Here is a 15717-nt window from a genome sequence, read left to right on the forward strand (position 1 = left end):
CTCTTCATGATTAGTCACTATGACACAACTTACTAAAGAAGTGATGATAGCGCTGAAATAATGGGAACAAAAATTGTCATGTGGTTGGCTGCACCCTCAATGAATTTATCATATGCATTTTTAAAGTTTGGCTTACCAACGTTTTCTTTTAATTCGGATACTAAGCCCCTCAGTCGTTCGCGTTCATCATCAGAGTCTATATTATCCTCTATTAACTGATTCATTGTTGAAAACAATTGGTTGTGGTCGCCAACGATATTTGTTGAATTATCGGTTGAGTGGATATTAATGCGTGCATTATTTCCTGAAATTTGATTAATAATGACTTCTGGTTTGGCAGTTGGTTCACCGCTTCTGTGAACTTTGATTTGAAATGAGTCTGGGATACTTCCATGTCCAGTTTGAAAACATGGATCATCAACTATAAAATCTTCAACGAGACCACTTTTTAACTCTCTTAGAATATGATCACCAACCTCTATAGGTAATGAGGAATCAAATATGATTATTCTATTTGAAGAAACTTGTGCAGGAATTTCAGATCTAACCTTTGTACCATTATTTTTAACTAATGTAACTTTGTCTTTTAAAAAATCCTGTAGCATAGTGAAAGTCCTTTTAAATGGCTCTATCCCCCGGATATGGTGATGGGCCAGGATTTAATTGAAGTCCTTTTTAAAGAAGTTTTGCCAAAAACTAATTACTGCAGCTTTATATCTATAAAAATTTGGATAGATATCTGGTCTATTTATAAATTGCTCTTTAAGTTTTTGATTTAAGTTATTAGTTAACCTAGTCATTTGGGATTCATAACTATCAATTTCAGTTTTAAGTTCATCCGTATTAACTGAAATTTGTTGTTTATTACTCATTATCCTGAGCAAGTATCGATAGTGACTAATTATCATCGAGTTAAATTGCAAAAAGTCCTCATATAAGTTGCTAAAATTTTCAACAATCAAAATTTCCATTTTCTCAAGATCTTCTAATACTGTGTCAGGGCGATCTTGCTTAAGCTGTGCGTAATTGTAATTTGGATCTTCTATTATCCCTTTACAAACTATCTGTTGTACTATTAGAGCTTTTCGTAAGTGATTGCACAAAATATAGGTAGCTATGGCTTTCTGTTTCAATGAATTTAAACGGGAGGTCTTATGTTCTAGGTAATCCTTTAACCATATACCACTTAAGGTTCCAGTTAAAGTAAATAAGCCTATTAGAAAGTTACTCATTATTTTTAGATCTCAACCTTAAGTTCCTTTTATGTCTACATTACGTCTACATGACTTTTTCGAACTTTCTGAAAACTACCGTAACTACTTGATTTTATTGGTGGGCCCACTAGGACTTGAACCTAGGACCAACGGATTATGAGTCCGCTGCTCTGACCAACTGAGCTATAGGCCCGGAGAGAAGGTGTTATTGTAATCTTAAATTATGTGTAACACCACTTTTTTTTGAACTTTTTCAGGAGCCTTTCGGCTCCTGGGTTTAATCGTCGTCGCCTTCCAGGAAGCTTCTCAGTTTTTCTGAGCGTGAAGGGTGGCGGAGTTTGCGTAGGGCTTTGGCTTCGATCTGGCGAATACGTTCGCGGGTTACGTCGAATTGTTTGCCGACCTCTTCCAGAGTGTGGTCGGTGTTCATTTCGATGCCGAAACGCATGCGCAGTACCTTGGCTTCTCTGGGGGTTAGTGTTTCCAATATTTCCAGAGTCGCTTCTCGTAGGCCTTCAGCAGTTGCTCGTGCAATTGGTGATTCGATATTCACGTCTTCGATGAAGTCGCCTAAATGCGAATCGTCGTCATCGCCTACTGGGGTTTCCATCGAAATCGGCTCTTTAGCTATTTTGAGAACTTTGCGAATTTTATCTTCGCTCAGATCCATTTTAGCTGCCAGTTCTTCAGGTGTTGCCTCTCTGCCGGTTTCCTGTAGGATTTGCCGCGAAATTCGATTCAGTTTGTTGATTGTCTCAATCATGTGAACCGGTATACGGATGGTTCTCGCCTGATCTGCAATCGAACGGGTAATTGCCTGTCGAATCCACCAGGTGGCATAGGTTGAAAACTTGTAACCGCGACGGTATTCAAATTTATCAACAGCTTTCATCAAACCGATATTCCCTTCCTGGATTAAATCAAGAAATTGCAAGCCGCGGTTGGTATATTTCTTGGCAATTGAAATTACCAGACGCAGGTTCGCTTCCACCATTTCTTTTTTAGCACGGCGGGCTTTCGCTTCTCCGATAGACATTTTCTTGTTAATGTCTTTGATTTCACTAATCGTTAAACCAAATTCTTCTTCAAAAGCAGCCAGTCGGCTCTGCAGACGCTTGATTTCGTCGTTGTACTCTTCGAGACGAGCCATATCAAGTTTTCTGCCATGAATCTTGATTAAATCAGGTAACCAGTTTAAATCAGTTTCCTGACCTGGGAATGTCTCAATAAACAACTTGCGCGGTATTCTTGCTTTTTCAATACACAAACGCATGATGCTTCTTTCAAACTCACGAATGTGATTTCTCAGCAGTCGGAAGTGGCGCGTCAATTTGTCAACCTGACGGGAAGTCAGCTTCAGCTTCAGGAAGGATTCTGCCATGGAGTCAAGCTTTTCAACAGTCAGTTTGTTGCTGCGTCCTTTTTCGCGTAAAGCCGTCATGGCAAAATCGTATTTCTCGCGCAGATCGTCAAAGTAAACCTTGGCTATTTCGGGATTAGGACCGTCATCTGCTTCAAGGCCGCCTCCGCCTTCGCCGTCTTCGTCTTCATCATCAAGATTAACTTCTTCAACCAGTAATTCGTCTTGCTGGCCTTCATCCAACATGGAGCCAATACTTGAGGGCGGCGCCTCTTCTTCGCTGTCGGCGAAACCACTGATGATTTCACTCAGACGCATTTCTTCTAGTTGTACGCGATCGTAGTCTTCAAGTACTAGTTGAGCCGTTTCCGGGTAGTGCGCCAATGAGCGCAGGACCTGATAAATCCCTTCTTCAATACGCTTGGCAATCCGGATTTCGCCTTCGCGAGTCAGCAGTTCAACTGTACCCATTTCGCGCATGTACATACGAACCGGATCGGTAGTACGGCCGGTTTCTTTGTCGACGGAGGCCAATACGGCTGCGGCTTCTTCCACATCCTCCGGTGCTTCTTCAGTCGTACCAAGAAGTGCTAGTTCATCGTCGCTCGGCGGGAGCTCGAAGACTTTAATATTCATGCTCTCCAGCATACTGATGATAACGTCAAAATGTTCGGTATCAACAATATTGGGAAGCAGATCATTTATTTGTGCATAAGTCAGGTAATTTTGATCTTTACCTAGGCTAATGACTTTAGTGATCTGTGAGCGTTGTTGTTCTTGGTCATTTATGTTCATAGGCACTTAGTCAGATAATGAAGGGGAATCTACAAAAATGTTTTTGATTATAACCCTCACGTCAAAAACATGCCAGCAAAAATGTGTTAATTTTTATCACGCCTGTTTTGATGGCGTTGCTTTAACAAGTTTTGCAATTGCATTTGCTCTGAAAGAGTTAAGCCTTCTTTTCGGGATTTTTCAAGAAATTCATTAATTTTATTACCGCTATTCTGTTTTTGTAAAAAAATAATAATATCAAGGAACTCTTTGGTCAAGGCTTCTTCAGGAACCTGATGATCCCAGGCAGCCAGCTTATTAAGCGATTCAAAAAAGGATGTGTCTCGCCATTGTTCTATTAAAGACGCAGTATTAATCTTGGGATTTGCCGCAACGTGCTCAATCAATTGCTTTAAAATTTCTTGTTCCTTACCACCAAGAAGTTGCAGATTAATCTGTTGCTGAGCCTCTGAATAGATCTCGGGATTTTGAATCAGCAATGCAATCGCCAGGCGAATGGGGGAGCGGCTGATCCCTTTTTTGGGCTTTACCTGCTGGGATGGGGTATTCTGTTCTGTAATTACTAGCTCAATGCGGTGATTTTCAAGACGGGTTATCTGTGAAAGCTCATTAATCAATAGTTGCTTATAAGTGCCTTCCGGCATGTTAGCCAGATAAGGTTTGGACAGATTAATAAACTGTGTTTTTCCGGCGATGCTATGCAAATCAAGATTTTCAGAAAGATTTGAAATAAAATAGTCATTCAAAGAGACTGCCGATTGCAGCATTTCAAGAAATTTATTGCGGCCTGCCTCGCGTACAAAACTGTCGGGATCCTGTCCTTCGGGTAAAAAAACAAAGCGGACATCCATACCGGTATTCAAATGCGGTAATGAGTTTTCCAGTGCTCTCCAGGCAGCCTGGCGTCCTGCCTTATCACCATCGAAGCAAAAAATGAGCTGTTTACAATATTTGCTGAGCATCTGAACATGATAGGAACTGGTCGCTGTTCCCAGGGCGGCCACTGCATTATTGATGCCGTACTGAGCCAAGGCAATCACATCGAGATAGCCTTCTACAACAATGATCTGATCCTGGCGAGGCTGTTGTAAAACCTGATATAGTCCATATAGTTCGCGATTCTTTTGAAAGAGGACCGTTTCTGGGGAGTTTAAATATTTAGGCTGTTGATCAGGGCTTATTGCTCTTCCGCCGAAGCCGACAATTTTTCCCTGGCGATCATGAATGGGAAACATAATACGGTTTCTATAGCGATCATAGGTTTTTCCATTGTCTTTTTTAATCAGCATCCCGGTATCAATTAACCCTTTTTTATCCGCAACAAAGTGTTTTTCGAGAACATTCCAGTCCGCTGGGGCATATCCTAATTGAAATTGTTTAGCGATTTCACCCGTCAATCCGCGCTGACGCAGGTAGTTAACTGCCTCGGCGGCGGGAGCTGTTTTTAATAAAGCTTGATAATGTCGTGTAACCCTGGCAAGTAACTGATAAAGATTAGGCCCTTGTTTGACCTCGCTTGATGCGAGCTCTTTGGGAACAGTCATTCCTAATCGAACGGCAAGTGTTTCGACTGCATCGGTAAAGCTTTGATTCAGATAAGACATCATAAAGCTGATGGCATTTCCGCTGGTTCCACAGCCAAAGCAATGGAAAAACTGTTTTTTGGCTACGACATTAAAAGAGGGGGTTTTTTCATTATGAAACGGGCAGCAGGCGATATAGCTGTTGCCGCGCTTTTTTAAGGGAACATAATGCTCGATGAGCTCCACCAGATCAGTTCTGTTTAGGAGCTCATCGATAAATGGCCGTGGAATTAAGCCAGACATGTTGGGTATGTTTCCCGGAAAATTAGCTGAGTTTGGCCTTGATGATAGCACTGACTTGAGACATATCGGCACGGCCTTGCAGCATGGGTTTTAAATGCGCCATTACTTTGCCCATATCACTCATTTTTTCAGCGCCAAGTTCAGCAATTGCTTGCGTGACCAAGGTCATAACTTCTTCGTCAGAAAGAGGCTCTGGCAAATATTTGCCGATGATGCCCAGCTCATATTCTTCCTGAGCAACCAGGTCGGTTCTGCCAGCAGAGGTAAATTGACTAATGGATTCTTTACGCTGTTTGGCAAGTTTATCCAGGATAACTAACAAACGTGCATCATCCACATCGATGCGCTCATCTACTTCGACCTGTTTGATTGCAGCAGTAATGAGCCGCAGGGTCTCAAGCTGTTGCTTGTCCCTGGCACGCATGGCGTCTTTCAGGTCATTACTAATGCGATCTTTAATACTCATGATGTTTTTTTACGACGATGTTTGATAGCACGACGGGTAGTTGTATCGCGTGAGATTTTTTTAAGGTGACGTTTCACTGCAGCAGCTTGCTTTCTTTTGCGTTCAGCAGTGGGTTTTTCATAAAATTCACGACGGCGTAATTCGGTCAGGATACCTGCTTTTTCACAGGAGCGCTTGAAACGGCGAAGTGCGTATTCGGGGTTTTCACCTTCTTTCACACGAACGGTGGGCATTAAATAGTCCTCTGATATAATTAAACACAATAGGTTGGCAATTCTAGTGCCAGATCCGCTTAAGGTCAAGTTTATTGATTGACTTTAGTTTAATAATTGTAATCAATTTCCATGCCAGTTTGAAGTAAGTTTGTTAATATTGCAATTTCTTTCCCTGGTTTCGCCTGGCGGTAACTGATTTTTGAGGTTTTTAATGCTGGTTTTAGGTATCGAATCGTCCTGTGATGAAACAGGCCTGGCGCTTTATGACTCTGATAAAGGTTTATTGGCTCACGCGCTCTATTCACAAATCGCTTTACATCAACAATATGGCGGAGTCGTTCCCGAACTGGCATCCCGGGATCATATTAATCATCTCGTACCCTTGCTTGATGAGGTATTGAGTAAAAGCAGTCTGGAGAAATCTGCCATTGATGCTATAGCCTACACCGCCGGCCCAGGTCTCATCGGCGCCTTGTTAGTCGGTGCCTGTTTTGCTAAAACCTTAGCGTTTGCATTGCAGATTCCGGCTTTAGCAGTTCATCATCTTGAAGCGCATATTTTAGTGGCTAAAATGCAGGCAAAAGAATTGGACTTTCCTTTTCTTGCCTTGCTTGTCTCAGGCGGGCATACCCAGCTAATTGAAATTAATGAACTGAATGAGTATCGGCTGCTCGGGGAAAGCGTTGATGATGCGGTGGGCGAAGCCTTCGATAAGACAGCCAAGCTTATGGGTATTGCTTATCCTGGCGGGGCACAGCTGGCAAAATTGGCGGACACCTGTCCCGCTCATTTACGAAATAGCCTTCCGGCATTTCCACGCCCTATGACTGACAGACCGGGTTTGAACTTCAGTTTCAGCGGGCTAAAAACGCATGCTTTAAATGCCTGGAATCACAGTGATAAAAGTGAAGAAAGCAAATCCGCTATTGCCTATGCCTTTCAACAGGCAATTGTCGATACGCTGCTTATTAAATGCAAGCGGGCAATGGAATCTACACAGGCTAATACGCTGGTTGTGGCAGGGGGAGTTGGCGCGAATCTTAAGCTTCGCCAGAGTTTAGAGAGCATGACCGCTCAATTGGGGGGACGCGTTTTTTTTCCACCTTTAGAGTTTTGCACTGATAACGGGGCGATGATTGCCTATACCGGATGTTTACATTTGCTGGCTGGCCGGCAGGATAATGATGCTGCCATTGATGTGAAAGCGCGTTGGCCTTTGTAGTCTGCTATAAAGGATTTCCGGTTCCAGACAACCGGAAATCCCTTCGCCTCAAGGGGGAGTGGGCTTTGGTTTTCGTTTTTTTGCAGGTTTTTTAGGCTGAAGTTCCGTTACCTTATCATGCATCGGAGCCTGGTTTACTGCTTCTTCTGCAGCTTCGTGTGAAGTAAATTCAGCGGTTTCCGTAAGGATTTCCTCCGTCATATTTTTTAAATTCGAGCGGCCGAAGTGAAGCTTTGGCTCTTCGCCGTCGATGAGCCGGGTAATATTGTCGCGATGTTTATATAAAACAAACAGGGCAATAAAAAAGAGCGGCGGAAAAGTATCCAGATTGCCGAGGCTTAATAAGGCATACAGAGGGGCAAGCAATATTGCGATTATTGAGGCCAGCGATGAATAGCGGGTGAAATTAGCGACTAAAAGCCAGGTGGCGATGACCACAACTCCCATTACAAAATGCAGGCCAAGAAAAGCGCCAATGGCTGTAGCTACTCCTTTTCCGCCTTTAAAATCAAAGAAAATGGGGTACATATGGCCTAGTACCGCTGCAAGACAGGTAAAGCTGATTGCTGCAGGTCCTGCATGCAAAATTTTTGCAATGAGAACGGGGACCAGACCTTTCAGCACATCGCATAATAGAACAATGACTGCGTATTTTTTTCCGGCCAGCCGAAGCACATTGGTGGCGCCAGGATTTTGTGAGCCTTCTGTTCTTGGATCGGGAAGGGAGAATATGCGGCTGACGATAACGGCGGAACAGACAGACCCGGATAAATAACCCAGTACAACCACAAAAACAAACAGCAAAAAGCTTAGCATAACCTCTCCTGAGCAGTGGCGATTTAAATAGTCATTATCAGTTAAACTGCGAAGCTTGTGAAGGGTTAGCTAGAATCTATTCCTGATAAACCGCTATAAGAGTCTCAGGGCAAAAAAAGTTCCTGCAGATTGTTGGTGAATTGTCTTCCTAAAGGGCTTACCTGCCAGTAGTCATCCTGAAGAACGATTAGTTTCAGGTCAGCAGCTTTTTTTAACTTGCCAAGCAAGAGGCTTTTAGATAATCCGGTCCTTTCTGTAAACAGTTCAAAGGGAATGGCCTGTTCCAGGCGGGTGGTGTTTAAGAAAAATTCAAAAAGCAGGGAGTCGGCATCAATTGATTCTTTACCGGCGCAATAGGGCTTGTCTTTATTAAGATAGTCAGCAGGCTGGCGGTATTTATTAGTGCGAACAATCTTCGGTGTAGTGAGCTCCTGGGTTATCTTACCATGCGCCCCTGCACCAATACCAAAATAGTCTCCAAATAACCAATAGTTAAGATTATGCCGGGATGCCTTGTTTTTTCTGCTAAAAGCAGAAATTTCATAGCGCTGATATCCAGATTGCTGCAGCAGGGCAAAGCCTTGTTCTTCCATGAGAGCGATCTCATCATCCTCTGGAAGGACAGGGCGTTGCTTGTAAAAAACAGTATTGGGTTCAAGCGTTAGCTGATACCAGGATAAATGCTCAGGCTCATAGGCCAGTGCCTGCTTAAGGTCGTCTAGTCCCTGTTCTATAGTCTGTCCGGGCAATCCATGCATTAAATCAAGGTTTAAATTATCAAATCCTGCGCTGCGGGCTGTTTCTATGGCGAAATGCGCTTGCTTTTCATCATGAATCCGGCCTAAGGTTTTTAAATGATTTGGATTGAAACTTTGAATGCCAAGCGAGAGACGGTTAATTCCCGCTTCACGATAGCCGCGGAAACGTTGCTGTTCTACCGTGCCAGGATTGGCTTCCATGGTAATTTCAATATCCTCGGCCAGGGGCAGCAGTTTGCCAACTTCTTCCAGAAGACAGGCATAGGCGCTCGCTGATAATAAACTGGGCGTACCTCCGCCAATAAAAATGGAAATAATTTGCCGTTGAGGAAAATCAATGAGATCCTGTTTGAGATCATTTAGTAAAGCCTGGACGTATTGTTGCTCCGGCAACTCCTGAGGGCTTTTATGTGAATTGAAATCGCAGTAGGGGCATTTACGAATACACCAGGGAACATGAATATACAGTGATGTTGGAATCATTGACTCGGATTAGACTGACTTATGTGGAAGTGTAATAATATCACAAGGGGCTGTTTGGCAGCAAAGAAGTGGAGTGATTAAAATTAATCCTCTCCGCGCTAACAAGATGGGATAGTTTATCAATGCGTGAAAAACCTGTTTGTAAGCAAAAAACCGTGATTGCAAAATCCAATTTGTTTACTATTGAGCAAATGCAATTAGAATTTAGCAATGGTTCCCAGCGGGTATATGAGCGGATTCGTCATCATGGGCATGGGGCTGTATTAATAGTTGCCTTGACACCTTCCGAATCTTTGCTGCTGGTCAGAGAATATGCTGCCGGGATTGATGCCTATGAAGTGGCATTTCCCAAGGGGCTGATTGAAAAGGGAGAGTCAGCTTTGCAGGCCGCTGATCGGGAGTTGCGCGAGGAAGCAGGGTTTGGAGCCAGGCGTTTGGATTGGATACACTCTCTCACCCTGGCTCCGGGTTATTTTGGGGCGCGTTTGGATGTCGTATTGGCCAGGGACTTATATCCGGCGTCATTATCTGGAGATGAGCCTGAACCTCCGGAGGTTATTGAATGGCCATTATATGCTAGCAATGAGCTTTTATTACGCCCCGATTTTTCTGAAGCCCGCAGCATTGCGGCGCTTTTTTTAGTCAAACAATGGTTAGAGAAGGAAAAAAATAATGAGTAATCGTGTTAGAGTTGCAGTGACTGGAGCTGCTGGTCAGATTGGCTATGCCTTACTGTTCCGTATTGCTTCAGGGCAAATGTTTGGTCCGGAAACCGAAGTGGAACTGAATTTACTGGAGCTTGAGCAGGCATTGCCTTCTCTTGAGGGTGTAGCTATGGAGCTGGATGACTGTGCTTTTCCATTGCTGAAAAGAATCCATTGTACTGCCGATTTAAAAGACGGGATGAATGGCGTTAACTGGGCTGTTCTCGTGGGGGCGGTTCCGCGTAAACAAGGCATGGAGCGCTCTGATTTATTGCAGATTAATGGCGGTATTTTCACCAAACAAGGCCAGGCGATTAATGATCATGCAGCAGATGACGTCCGTGTTTTTGTGGTTGGAAATCCTTGCAACACAAACTGCCTGATTGCTATGCACAGTGCGCCAGATGTTCCTGGTGATCGTTTCTATGCGATGACCATGCTGGATGAATTACGTGCCCGCACCCAGTTGGCTAAAAAAGCGGGTGTGCCGGTAACGGATGTTACGCAAATGACTATTTGGGGTAACCATTCTGCGACACAGTATCCTGATTTTTATAATGCAAAAATTAAAGGCGAGTCAGCGGCCAAAGTCATTAATGATGAAAGCTGGCTCAAAGAAACTTTCGTTTCTACGGTTCAGCAGCGCGGTGCTGCAGTAATCAAAGCCAGAGGCGCGTCTTCAGCTGCGTCTGCGGCCAATGCAATTATTCAGGGTGTGAATCATCTGGTGACCGATACCGTATCTCATGAATCCTTTTCTATGTGCCTTCGTTCAAATGGCGAGTATGGTGTCGATAAAGGCTTAATTTTCTCCTACCCTTGCCGCGTACAGAATGGCAAATTGTCGGTAGTTGAGAATTTGCCTTTAAACGACTACGGACAAGCTAAATTCCAGGCGACTCTTGAAGAATTGCGTCAAGAGAAAGCAGCGGTTAAAGAATTGGGATTGATTAAGGACTAAGCGCTCCAAGTCTTCGATATAGCCCGGTTGATTATAATCGGGCTAATCACTTTTGGAAGCTTAAATAAGTATTTTTATTAATGCCTGAAATGGCGAAAGCCGGTAAATATCATGCTGATGCCTGCGGCATTGGCTACCTCTATAACTTCATTATCCCGGATTGAGCCTCCCGGCTGAATAATGGCGGTAATGCCTGCCTCAATGGCCATTTCCACACTGTCCGCGAAGGGGATGAAAGCATCCGATGCCATGACCGCTTGCCGGCAATCAAACTGGCGCTCTTTGGCTTGCCAGAGGGCTATTCGGGTACTCATTACGCGGCTGGTTTGACCTGCACCAATACCAATGGTGGCATGATGTTTAGCAAGAACTATGGCATTGGATTTCACATGTTTTACTGCCGCCCAGGCAAATAACAGATCTTCTTTCTGCTGCTCGGAGGGGAGCTGTCGGGTAACAATTTTGAATTGTTCTGAGGCGATGGGAAAGCTGTCGTGTTCCTGAATTAATAAGCCGCCTTCCACTCGACGTGAATCCAGTTCGAAACGCTCGGAAGGTGCTATGCCGCCCGTAACCAACACGCGAATATTTGGTTTGCCTGCCAGAATGACTTTGGCTTCAGCGCTAATCGCCGGCGCAATAATGACTTCGGCGAATTGCCGAGAAAGGATATTCTGTGCTGTTTCTGCTTCCAGGCAGCCATTAAAGGCGAGAATACCGCCATAGGCAGAAACCGGATCGCATTCATAGGCCTTAATATAGGCTTGTAACTGGGTTTTAGCCTGCGCAATACCGCAGGGATTCCCATGTTTGACAATCACACAGACAGGCTGTTCTCTGGTAAATGATTTGATGGTATCAAAACCGGCATCTGCATCCAGCAGGTTGTTATAAGATAATTCCTTGCCCTGGATGATTTCAGCCCGAGCCAATGAATGAGGAGATGCTTTTTTTTCCAGGTAGAACGCAGCTTGCTGATGAGGATTCTCCCCATAGCGTAAATTAAAATGTTTGGTAAACTGGCAGGTCAGGGTATCAGGGAAGCCGCTGGGAATTTTATTTTCATTCAGCGTTCCAAAATAATTGGCAATGGCTGCGTCATAGGCGGCTGTATGAGCAAAGGCTTTCTTGGCCAGCTCGAAATTCCAGTGCGCGGGTTTCTTTCCTGCCTTAATATATTCAGAGAGTTTATCGTAATCAGCCGGACTCACGATAACCGAGACATGCGCATGATTTTTGGCAGCGCCTCGTATCATTGACGGGCCGCCGATATCTATATTTTCTATCGCACTGTCAAAATTACACTCCGGATTGCTAATCGTTTGCTCGAAGGGATAAAGATTAACAATAACCAGATCAAAAGCTTTGATTCCATGTTGCTGCAAGACAGGAGAATCTTGTTCTCCTCTGGCCAGGATGCCTGCATGAATCGCGGGATGCAAGGTTTTGACACGCCCATTCATAATTTCAGGAAAGCCAGTGTAATCACTGACATCGGTGACTGCCAAGCCTTGTTCTCGAAGTATTACAGCGGTATTGCCGGTAGCTACCAGTTCGACGCCATATTCATTCAGCAGTTTAGCCAAACTGACGATCCCCTGTTTATCGGAGACACTAAGCAATGCACGTTTTGGAGAAAAAGTTTGCCAGTGTTGTTCAGCCATAAAATACTCCTGTAGCCTTTTTTTCGGAAAATAGTGGAGATTTCAATGAATTATTCATTGCGGATAAATTCCAGCAAACTCCATCCCTCATGATTGTGGGTTTGCAGTAATGCAAAGCGATCCTCGTATTCCTTAACCAGGCCCTCGGCCTGCTCATTCAAAATGCCTGATACCAGCAATCTGCTTTTTGAGTTTAGCAGCTTGTGAAATACATTTTTTAGCTGAAGCAAGGGAGAAAGAAGGATATTGGCTATCATCAGGTCGACCGGTTCAGTCAGCGCGTCCGGTAAACTAATTAACAAGCTCTCGTTAAGTAAATTATTGCTGATCGCGTTATTTTCGGTCGCTTGCAGAGCCTGCGGGTCGATATCTACCGCATAGGCCTTCTTTGCACCCAGTTTAAGCGCTGCCAGTGCCAGGATCCCGGAGCCGCAACCATAGTCTATTATCGTTTTACCGCTGACATCGTTATTTCCCAGCCAATGCAGACAAAGGCTGGTGGTCGCGTGGTTGCCAGTTCCAAAGGCAAGACCTGGATCCAGAATGAGATTCACCGCTTCGGGTTCAGGGGGAGTATGCCAGGAAGGACAAATCCATAAGCGTTTGCCAAACTGCTGGGGTTTAAAATCGTCCATCCAGCTTCGCTCCCAATCCTGATCTGGAAGTGACTCCATATGAGAGTTCAGCATTGGGAAATCGGATTGCAGATTGTTCAATGTCTGCAGCGCCTCGCTCTCTTCTGAAAATAAGGCATTAATGACGACATCGGGCCAGAGAGGGGTTGTGCCTGGCGCTGGTTCCAATACCGGATCATCATTTTTGTCAGTGAGCGTAATGGATAAGGCGCCGGCATTTTCCAAATAGTCATTGAGTAGTTCAATCTGCTCATGCTGACAATTTTCAATTTGTATTTGATACCACACAGCCTTATTCCTTCAACATTTTTTCCAGGTAGTGAATATTGGTTCCACCCTGCATAAAGGCTTTATCACGCAGAATGCGCTGGTGTAATTCAATATTGGTCTTAATCCCGTCAATAATAATTTCATCGAGCGCATTTCGCATTCTCGCGAAGGCTTCTGCCCGGGTTTCCCCATAACTGATAAGCTTTCCAATCATGGAGTCATAATTGGGGGGAACGGTGTAGCTGCTATAGATATGCGAATCAAAGCGAATTCCAGGCCCTCCTGGCTGATGCAGCAGACGAATTGTTCCGGGACAGGGCATGAAGTTTCTGGGATCTTCCGCGTTAATACGGCATTCAACCGCATGGCCTTTCAGCTTAATGTCTTCTTGTTTAAGAGTGAATGGCAAATCGCTGGCGATTTTGATTTGCTCTTTAATCAAATCGATACCGGTGATCATCTCGGTGACCGGATGTTCTACCTGGATACGGGTATTCATTTCGATAAAATAAAAGCAACCGTCCTGATAAAGAAATTCAAAGGTTCCTGCACCGCGGTATTTGAGCTCACGGCAGGCGTTCACTACGCGATCGCCAATTTCCTTGCGAAGGTCTGCTGTAATACCGGGAGCTGGCGCTTCTTCGATCACTTTTTGATGGCGGCGCTGCATAGAGCAGTCACGCTCGCCCAAATGGATAGCATTGCCCTTTCCATCGCCCAGCACCTGAAACTCCACATGGCGAGGATTTTCAAGAAATTTCTCCATGTAGACAATCGGGTTATTGAAGGCCGCTTTCGCTTCACTGCTGGTTAAGGCGATTGCGTTAAGCAGGTTGGCTTCAGAATGAACAACCCGCATGCCTCGTCCGCCGCCTCCGCCTGCGGCTTTAATAATAACTGGATAGCCAATCTGCTTGGCAAGAGACAAGTTTAATTTGTCGTCATCAGTCAGGGGACCATCTGAGCCTGGAACACAGGGCACGCCCGCTTTTTTCATGGCGGCAATTGCAGAAACCTTGTCTCCCATCAGACGAATAGTGTCGCCGCGCGGGCCAATAAAGGTGAAACCGCTTTGCTCAACAATGTCGGCAAAATCGGCATTTTCTGATAAAAATCCATAACCGGGATGGATGGCTACGGCATCAGTAATTTCAGCGGCCGAGATGATAGCCGGAATATTAAGATAGCTTTTTTGAGAGGGAGCAGGACCAATGCACACCGTTTCATCGGCCAGCCGCACATGAAGCAAGTCTTTATCCACATCGGAGTGTACAGCAACCGTTTGAATTCCCAGCTCTTTGCAGGCACGAAGAATTCGCAGGGCAATTTCTCCGCGATTGGCAATTACAATTTTACTAAGCATAAGGACTCCCTTATTCTTCAATCACAAACAAGGGTTGGTCGTATTCAACCGGCTCCCCGTTAGCCACCAGAATATCGACAATTCTGCCTGCCCGATCTGCTTCAATTTCGTTGAACATTTTCATTGCTTCGACGATGCAAAGTGTGTCGCCGGCCTTAACAGTCTGGCCTATCGTAACGAATGCAGGAGCATCAGGAGAGGGAGAGGTATACATCGTGCCGACCATCGGTGATTTGACCCGATGTCCTTTCGCTGTTGTTGTAATGTTCTCCTTGTTTTCCGCAGTAGCCGGCATAGGGCTGGCCTGGTTGGCAGGAGCCGCAACAGGAGGCGGAGCATAACGGACGGCTTGCGGCGCTTCCATCGTATAATGACGGCTTAGGCGCACTGACTCTTCGCCTTCTTTAATTTCTATTTCTGAAATACCGGTTTCTTCCAGTAGTTCGATTAATTTTCTGATTTTGCGGATATCCATTGGTTACTCTCTAAAAATTATTAATTATTCACAATCGCTTGCAATGCAAGGTAATAACTATTGGCACCAAAGCCGCAAATTATACCCTCCGCGATTGAGGACAAAAAAGAATGGTGGCGAAACACTTCGCGTGAATGAATATTACTCAAATGTACTTCAATAAATGGAATGGCTACAGCAGCCAGTGCATCACGAAGAGCAATACTGGTATGGGTTAAGCCGGCGGCATTGATAATTATATGGTTTACCTGTTCATCCGCGGCCTGATGGATTCTGTCAATCAATTCTGACTCGCTGTTGCTTTGAAGACAGACAATTGAGACTTGGGCTTTGCCGGCATCTTCTTGTAAGCGTTGATTGATTTCGTCCAGGGTTGATGTTCCATAAACCTCTGGTTCCCGAGTTCCAAGCCGATTCAAATTGGGGCCATGTAATACCAGAATTTTCTTCATGACTTAGTTAACTTGCAAAAATTGGATGGATTCTGCCT

General features: G+C 44.7%; 16 protein-coding genes and 1 tRNA gene. 3 read left to right on the top strand and 14 right to left on the bottom strand.

Annotated features, from left to right (window positions below; genetic code table 11):
- Nucleotides 1-32 precede the first annotated feature (32 nt).
- From DYH61_RS02400 to rpsU, 7 genes are all read right to left on the bottom strand, one after another.
- On the bottom strand, nt 33-605 hold the full coding sequence (locus DYH61_RS02400; RefSeq protein ID WP_058508438.1) for a hypothetical protein: 573 nt from the start codon (nt 603-605) through the stop codon (nt 33-35).
- A 54-nt stretch (nt 606-659) separates the two neighbouring features.
- Complete coding sequence (locus tag DYH61_RS02405) at nt 660-1232, bottom strand: hypothetical protein (RefSeq protein WP_058508437.1); 573 nt, start codon at nt 1230-1232, stop codon at nt 660-662.
- Between the two features lie 98 nt (nt 1233-1330).
- A tRNA-Ile gene (locus tag DYH61_RS02410) sits at nt 1331-1407 on the bottom strand.
- An 84-nt stretch (nt 1408-1491) separates the two neighbouring features.
- Nucleotides 1492-3369: an RNA polymerase sigma factor RpoD gene (gene rpoD / locus DYH61_RS02415; RefSeq protein ID WP_058508436.1), complete on the bottom strand. Its 1878-nt coding sequence runs from the start codon at nt 3367-3369 to the stop codon at nt 1492-1494.
- Between the two features lie 86 nt (nt 3370-3455).
- Nucleotides 3456-5195, bottom strand: coding sequence for a DNA primase (dnaG, locus tag DYH61_RS02420; RefSeq protein WP_058508435.1), 1740 nt, complete (start codon nt 5193-5195; stop codon nt 3456-3458).
- 22 nt (nt 5196-5217) lie between these two features.
- On the bottom strand, nt 5218-5661 hold the full coding sequence (locus tag DYH61_RS02425) for a GatB/YqeY domain-containing protein (protein WP_058508434.1): 444 nt from the start codon (nt 5659-5661) through the stop codon (nt 5218-5220).
- On the bottom strand, nt 5658-5894 hold the full coding sequence (gene rpsU / locus DYH61_RS02430; RefSeq protein ID WP_058508433.1) for a 30S ribosomal protein S21: 237 nt from the start codon (nt 5892-5894) through the stop codon (nt 5658-5660). The genes DYH61_RS02425 and rpsU overlap by 4 nt, the downstream gene beginning before the upstream one ends.
- 193 nt (nt 5895-6087) lie before the next feature.
- On the opposite strand from rpsU, the gene tsaD reads away from it, so the two are divergent.
- On the top strand, nt 6088-7098 hold the full coding sequence (gene tsaD, locus DYH61_RS02435) for a tRNA (adenosine(37)-N6)-threonylcarbamoyltransferase complex transferase subunit TsaD (RefSeq protein ID WP_058508432.1): 1011 nt from the start codon (nt 6088-6090) through the stop codon (nt 7096-7098).
- A gap of 48 nt (nt 7099-7146) precedes the next feature.
- On the opposite strand, the gene plsY is transcribed toward tsaD, so the two are convergent.
- Together plsY and hemW are read right to left on the bottom strand one after the other, a co-directional pair.
- Nucleotides 7147-7914: a glycerol-3-phosphate 1-O-acyltransferase PlsY gene (gene plsY / locus DYH61_RS02440; protein WP_058508431.1), complete on the bottom strand. Its 768-nt coding sequence runs from the start codon at nt 7912-7914 to the stop codon at nt 7147-7149.
- Nucleotides 7915-8018: 104 nt separating this feature from the next.
- Nucleotides 8019-9155, bottom strand: coding sequence for a radical SAM family heme chaperone HemW (gene hemW / locus DYH61_RS02445; protein ID WP_058508430.1), 1137 nt, complete (start codon nt 9153-9155; stop codon nt 8019-8021).
- A 122-nt stretch (nt 9156-9277) separates the two neighbouring features.
- Here hemW and nudE point away from each other — a divergent pair, with 122 nt between their 5' ends.
- Both nudE and DYH61_RS02455 read left to right on the top strand, forming a co-directional pair.
- Nucleotides 9278-9835 carry an ADP compounds hydrolase NudE gene (gene nudE, locus DYH61_RS02450; protein ID WP_058508429.1) on the top strand — a complete coding sequence of 186 codons (558 nt, stop codon included), beginning with the start codon at nt 9278-9280 and terminating at the stop codon, nt 9833-9835.
- The gene (locus tag DYH61_RS02455) at nt 9828-10820 is read left to right on the top strand and encodes a malate dehydrogenase (protein WP_058508428.1); all 993 of its coding nucleotides are present in this window, start codon (nt 9828-9830) and stop codon (nt 10818-10820) included. The genes nudE and DYH61_RS02455 overlap by 8 nt, the downstream gene beginning before the upstream one ends.
- A 77-nt stretch (nt 10821-10897) precedes the next feature.
- Here DYH61_RS02455 and purH read toward each other — a convergent pair whose 3' ends face one another.
- The 5 genes from purH to aroQ are packed head-to-tail and all read right to left on the bottom strand — an operon-like array spanning nt 10898 to nt 15679.
- Nucleotides 10898-12484 carry a bifunctional phosphoribosylaminoimidazolecarboxamide formyltransferase/IMP cyclohydrolase gene (gene purH / locus DYH61_RS02460; protein ID WP_058508427.1) on the bottom strand — a complete coding sequence of 529 codons (1587 nt, stop codon included), beginning with the start codon at nt 12482-12484 and terminating at the stop codon, nt 10898-10900.
- 50 nt (nt 12485-12534) lie between these two features.
- The gene (gene prmA, locus DYH61_RS02465) at nt 12535-13407 is read right to left on the bottom strand and encodes a 50S ribosomal protein L11 methyltransferase (protein WP_058508426.1); all 873 of its coding nucleotides are present in this window, start codon (nt 13405-13407) and stop codon (nt 12535-12537) included.
- A 4-nt stretch (nt 13408-13411) separates the two neighbouring features.
- The gene (gene accC, locus DYH61_RS02470; protein WP_058508425.1) at nt 13412-14752 is read right to left on the bottom strand and encodes an acetyl-CoA carboxylase biotin carboxylase subunit; all 1341 of its coding nucleotides are present in this window, start codon (nt 14750-14752) and stop codon (nt 13412-13414) included.
- Nucleotides 14753-14762: 10 nt separating this feature from the next.
- On the bottom strand, nt 14763-15227 hold the full coding sequence (accB, locus tag DYH61_RS02475; RefSeq protein ID WP_058508424.1) for an acetyl-CoA carboxylase biotin carboxyl carrier protein: 465 nt from the start codon (nt 15225-15227) through the stop codon (nt 14763-14765).
- Between the two features lie 20 nt (nt 15228-15247).
- Nucleotides 15248-15679 (bottom strand): type II 3-dehydroquinate dehydratase, encoded by a 432-nt coding sequence (gene aroQ / locus DYH61_RS02480; protein ID WP_058508423.1) that lies wholly within the window; start codon nt 15677-15679, stop codon nt 15248-15250.
- Nucleotides 15680-15717: the final 38 nt, after the last annotated feature.

Source organism: Legionella quinlivanii, assembly GCF_900461555.1.
Lineage (GTDB): Bacteria > Pseudomonadota > Gammaproteobacteria > Legionellales > Legionellaceae > Legionella_C > Legionella_C quinlivanii.

What these genes read in the sequence shown, in the direction of transcription:
- DYH61_RS02400 (WP_058508438.1), bottom strand. Translation starts at nt 605, where the DNA reads ATGCTACAGGATTTTTTAAAAGACAAAGTTACATTAGTTAAAAATAAT.
- purH (WP_058508427.1), bottom strand. Translation starts at nt 12,484, where the DNA reads ATGGCTGAACAACACTGGCAAACTTTTTCTCCAAAACGTGCATTGCTT.
- DYH61_RS02405 (WP_058508437.1), bottom strand. Translation starts at nt 1,232, where the DNA reads ATGAGTAACTTTCTAATAGGCTTATTTACTTTAACTGGAACCTTAAGT.
- DYH61_RS02455 (WP_058508428.1), top strand. Translation starts at nt 9,828, where the DNA reads ATGAGTAATCGTGTTAGAGTTGCAGTGACTGGAGCTGCTGGTCAGATT.
- accC (WP_058508425.1), bottom strand. Translation starts at nt 14,752, where the DNA reads ATGCTTAGTAAAATTGTAATTGCCAATCGCGGAGAAATTGCCCTGCGA.
- tsaD (WP_058508432.1), top strand. Translation starts at nt 6,088, where the DNA reads ATGCTGGTTTTAGGTATCGAATCGTCCTGTGATGAAACAGGCCTGGCG.
- hemW (WP_058508430.1), bottom strand. Translation starts at nt 9,155, where the DNA reads ATGATTCCAACATCACTGTATATTCATGTTCCCTGGTGTATTCGTAAA.
- DYH61_RS02425 (WP_058508434.1), bottom strand. Translation starts at nt 5,661, where the DNA reads ATGAGTATTAAAGATCGCATTAGTAATGACCTGAAAGACGCCATGCGT.
- plsY (WP_058508431.1), bottom strand. Translation starts at nt 7,914, where the DNA reads ATGCTAAGCTTTTTGCTGTTTGTTTTTGTGGTTGTACTGGGTTATTTA.
- accB (WP_058508424.1), bottom strand. Translation starts at nt 15,227, where the DNA reads ATGGATATCCGCAAAATCAGAAAATTAATCGAACTACTGGAAGAAACC.
- rpoD (WP_058508436.1), bottom strand. Translation starts at nt 3,369, where the DNA reads ATGAACATAAATGACCAAGAACAACAACGCTCACAGATCACTAAAGTC.
- rpsU (WP_058508433.1), bottom strand. Translation starts at nt 5,894, where the DNA reads ATGCCCACCGTTCGTGTGAAAGAAGGTGAAAACCCCGAATACGCACTT.
- nudE (WP_058508429.1), top strand. Translation starts at nt 9,278, where the DNA reads ATGCGTGAAAAACCTGTTTGTAAGCAAAAAACCGTGATTGCAAAATCC.
- aroQ (WP_058508423.1), bottom strand. Translation starts at nt 15,679, where the DNA reads ATGAAGAAAATTCTGGTATTACATGGCCCCAATTTGAATCGGCTTGGA.
- dnaG (WP_058508435.1), bottom strand. Translation starts at nt 5,195, where the DNA reads ATGTCTGGCTTAATTCCACGGCCATTTATCGATGAGCTCCTAAACAGA.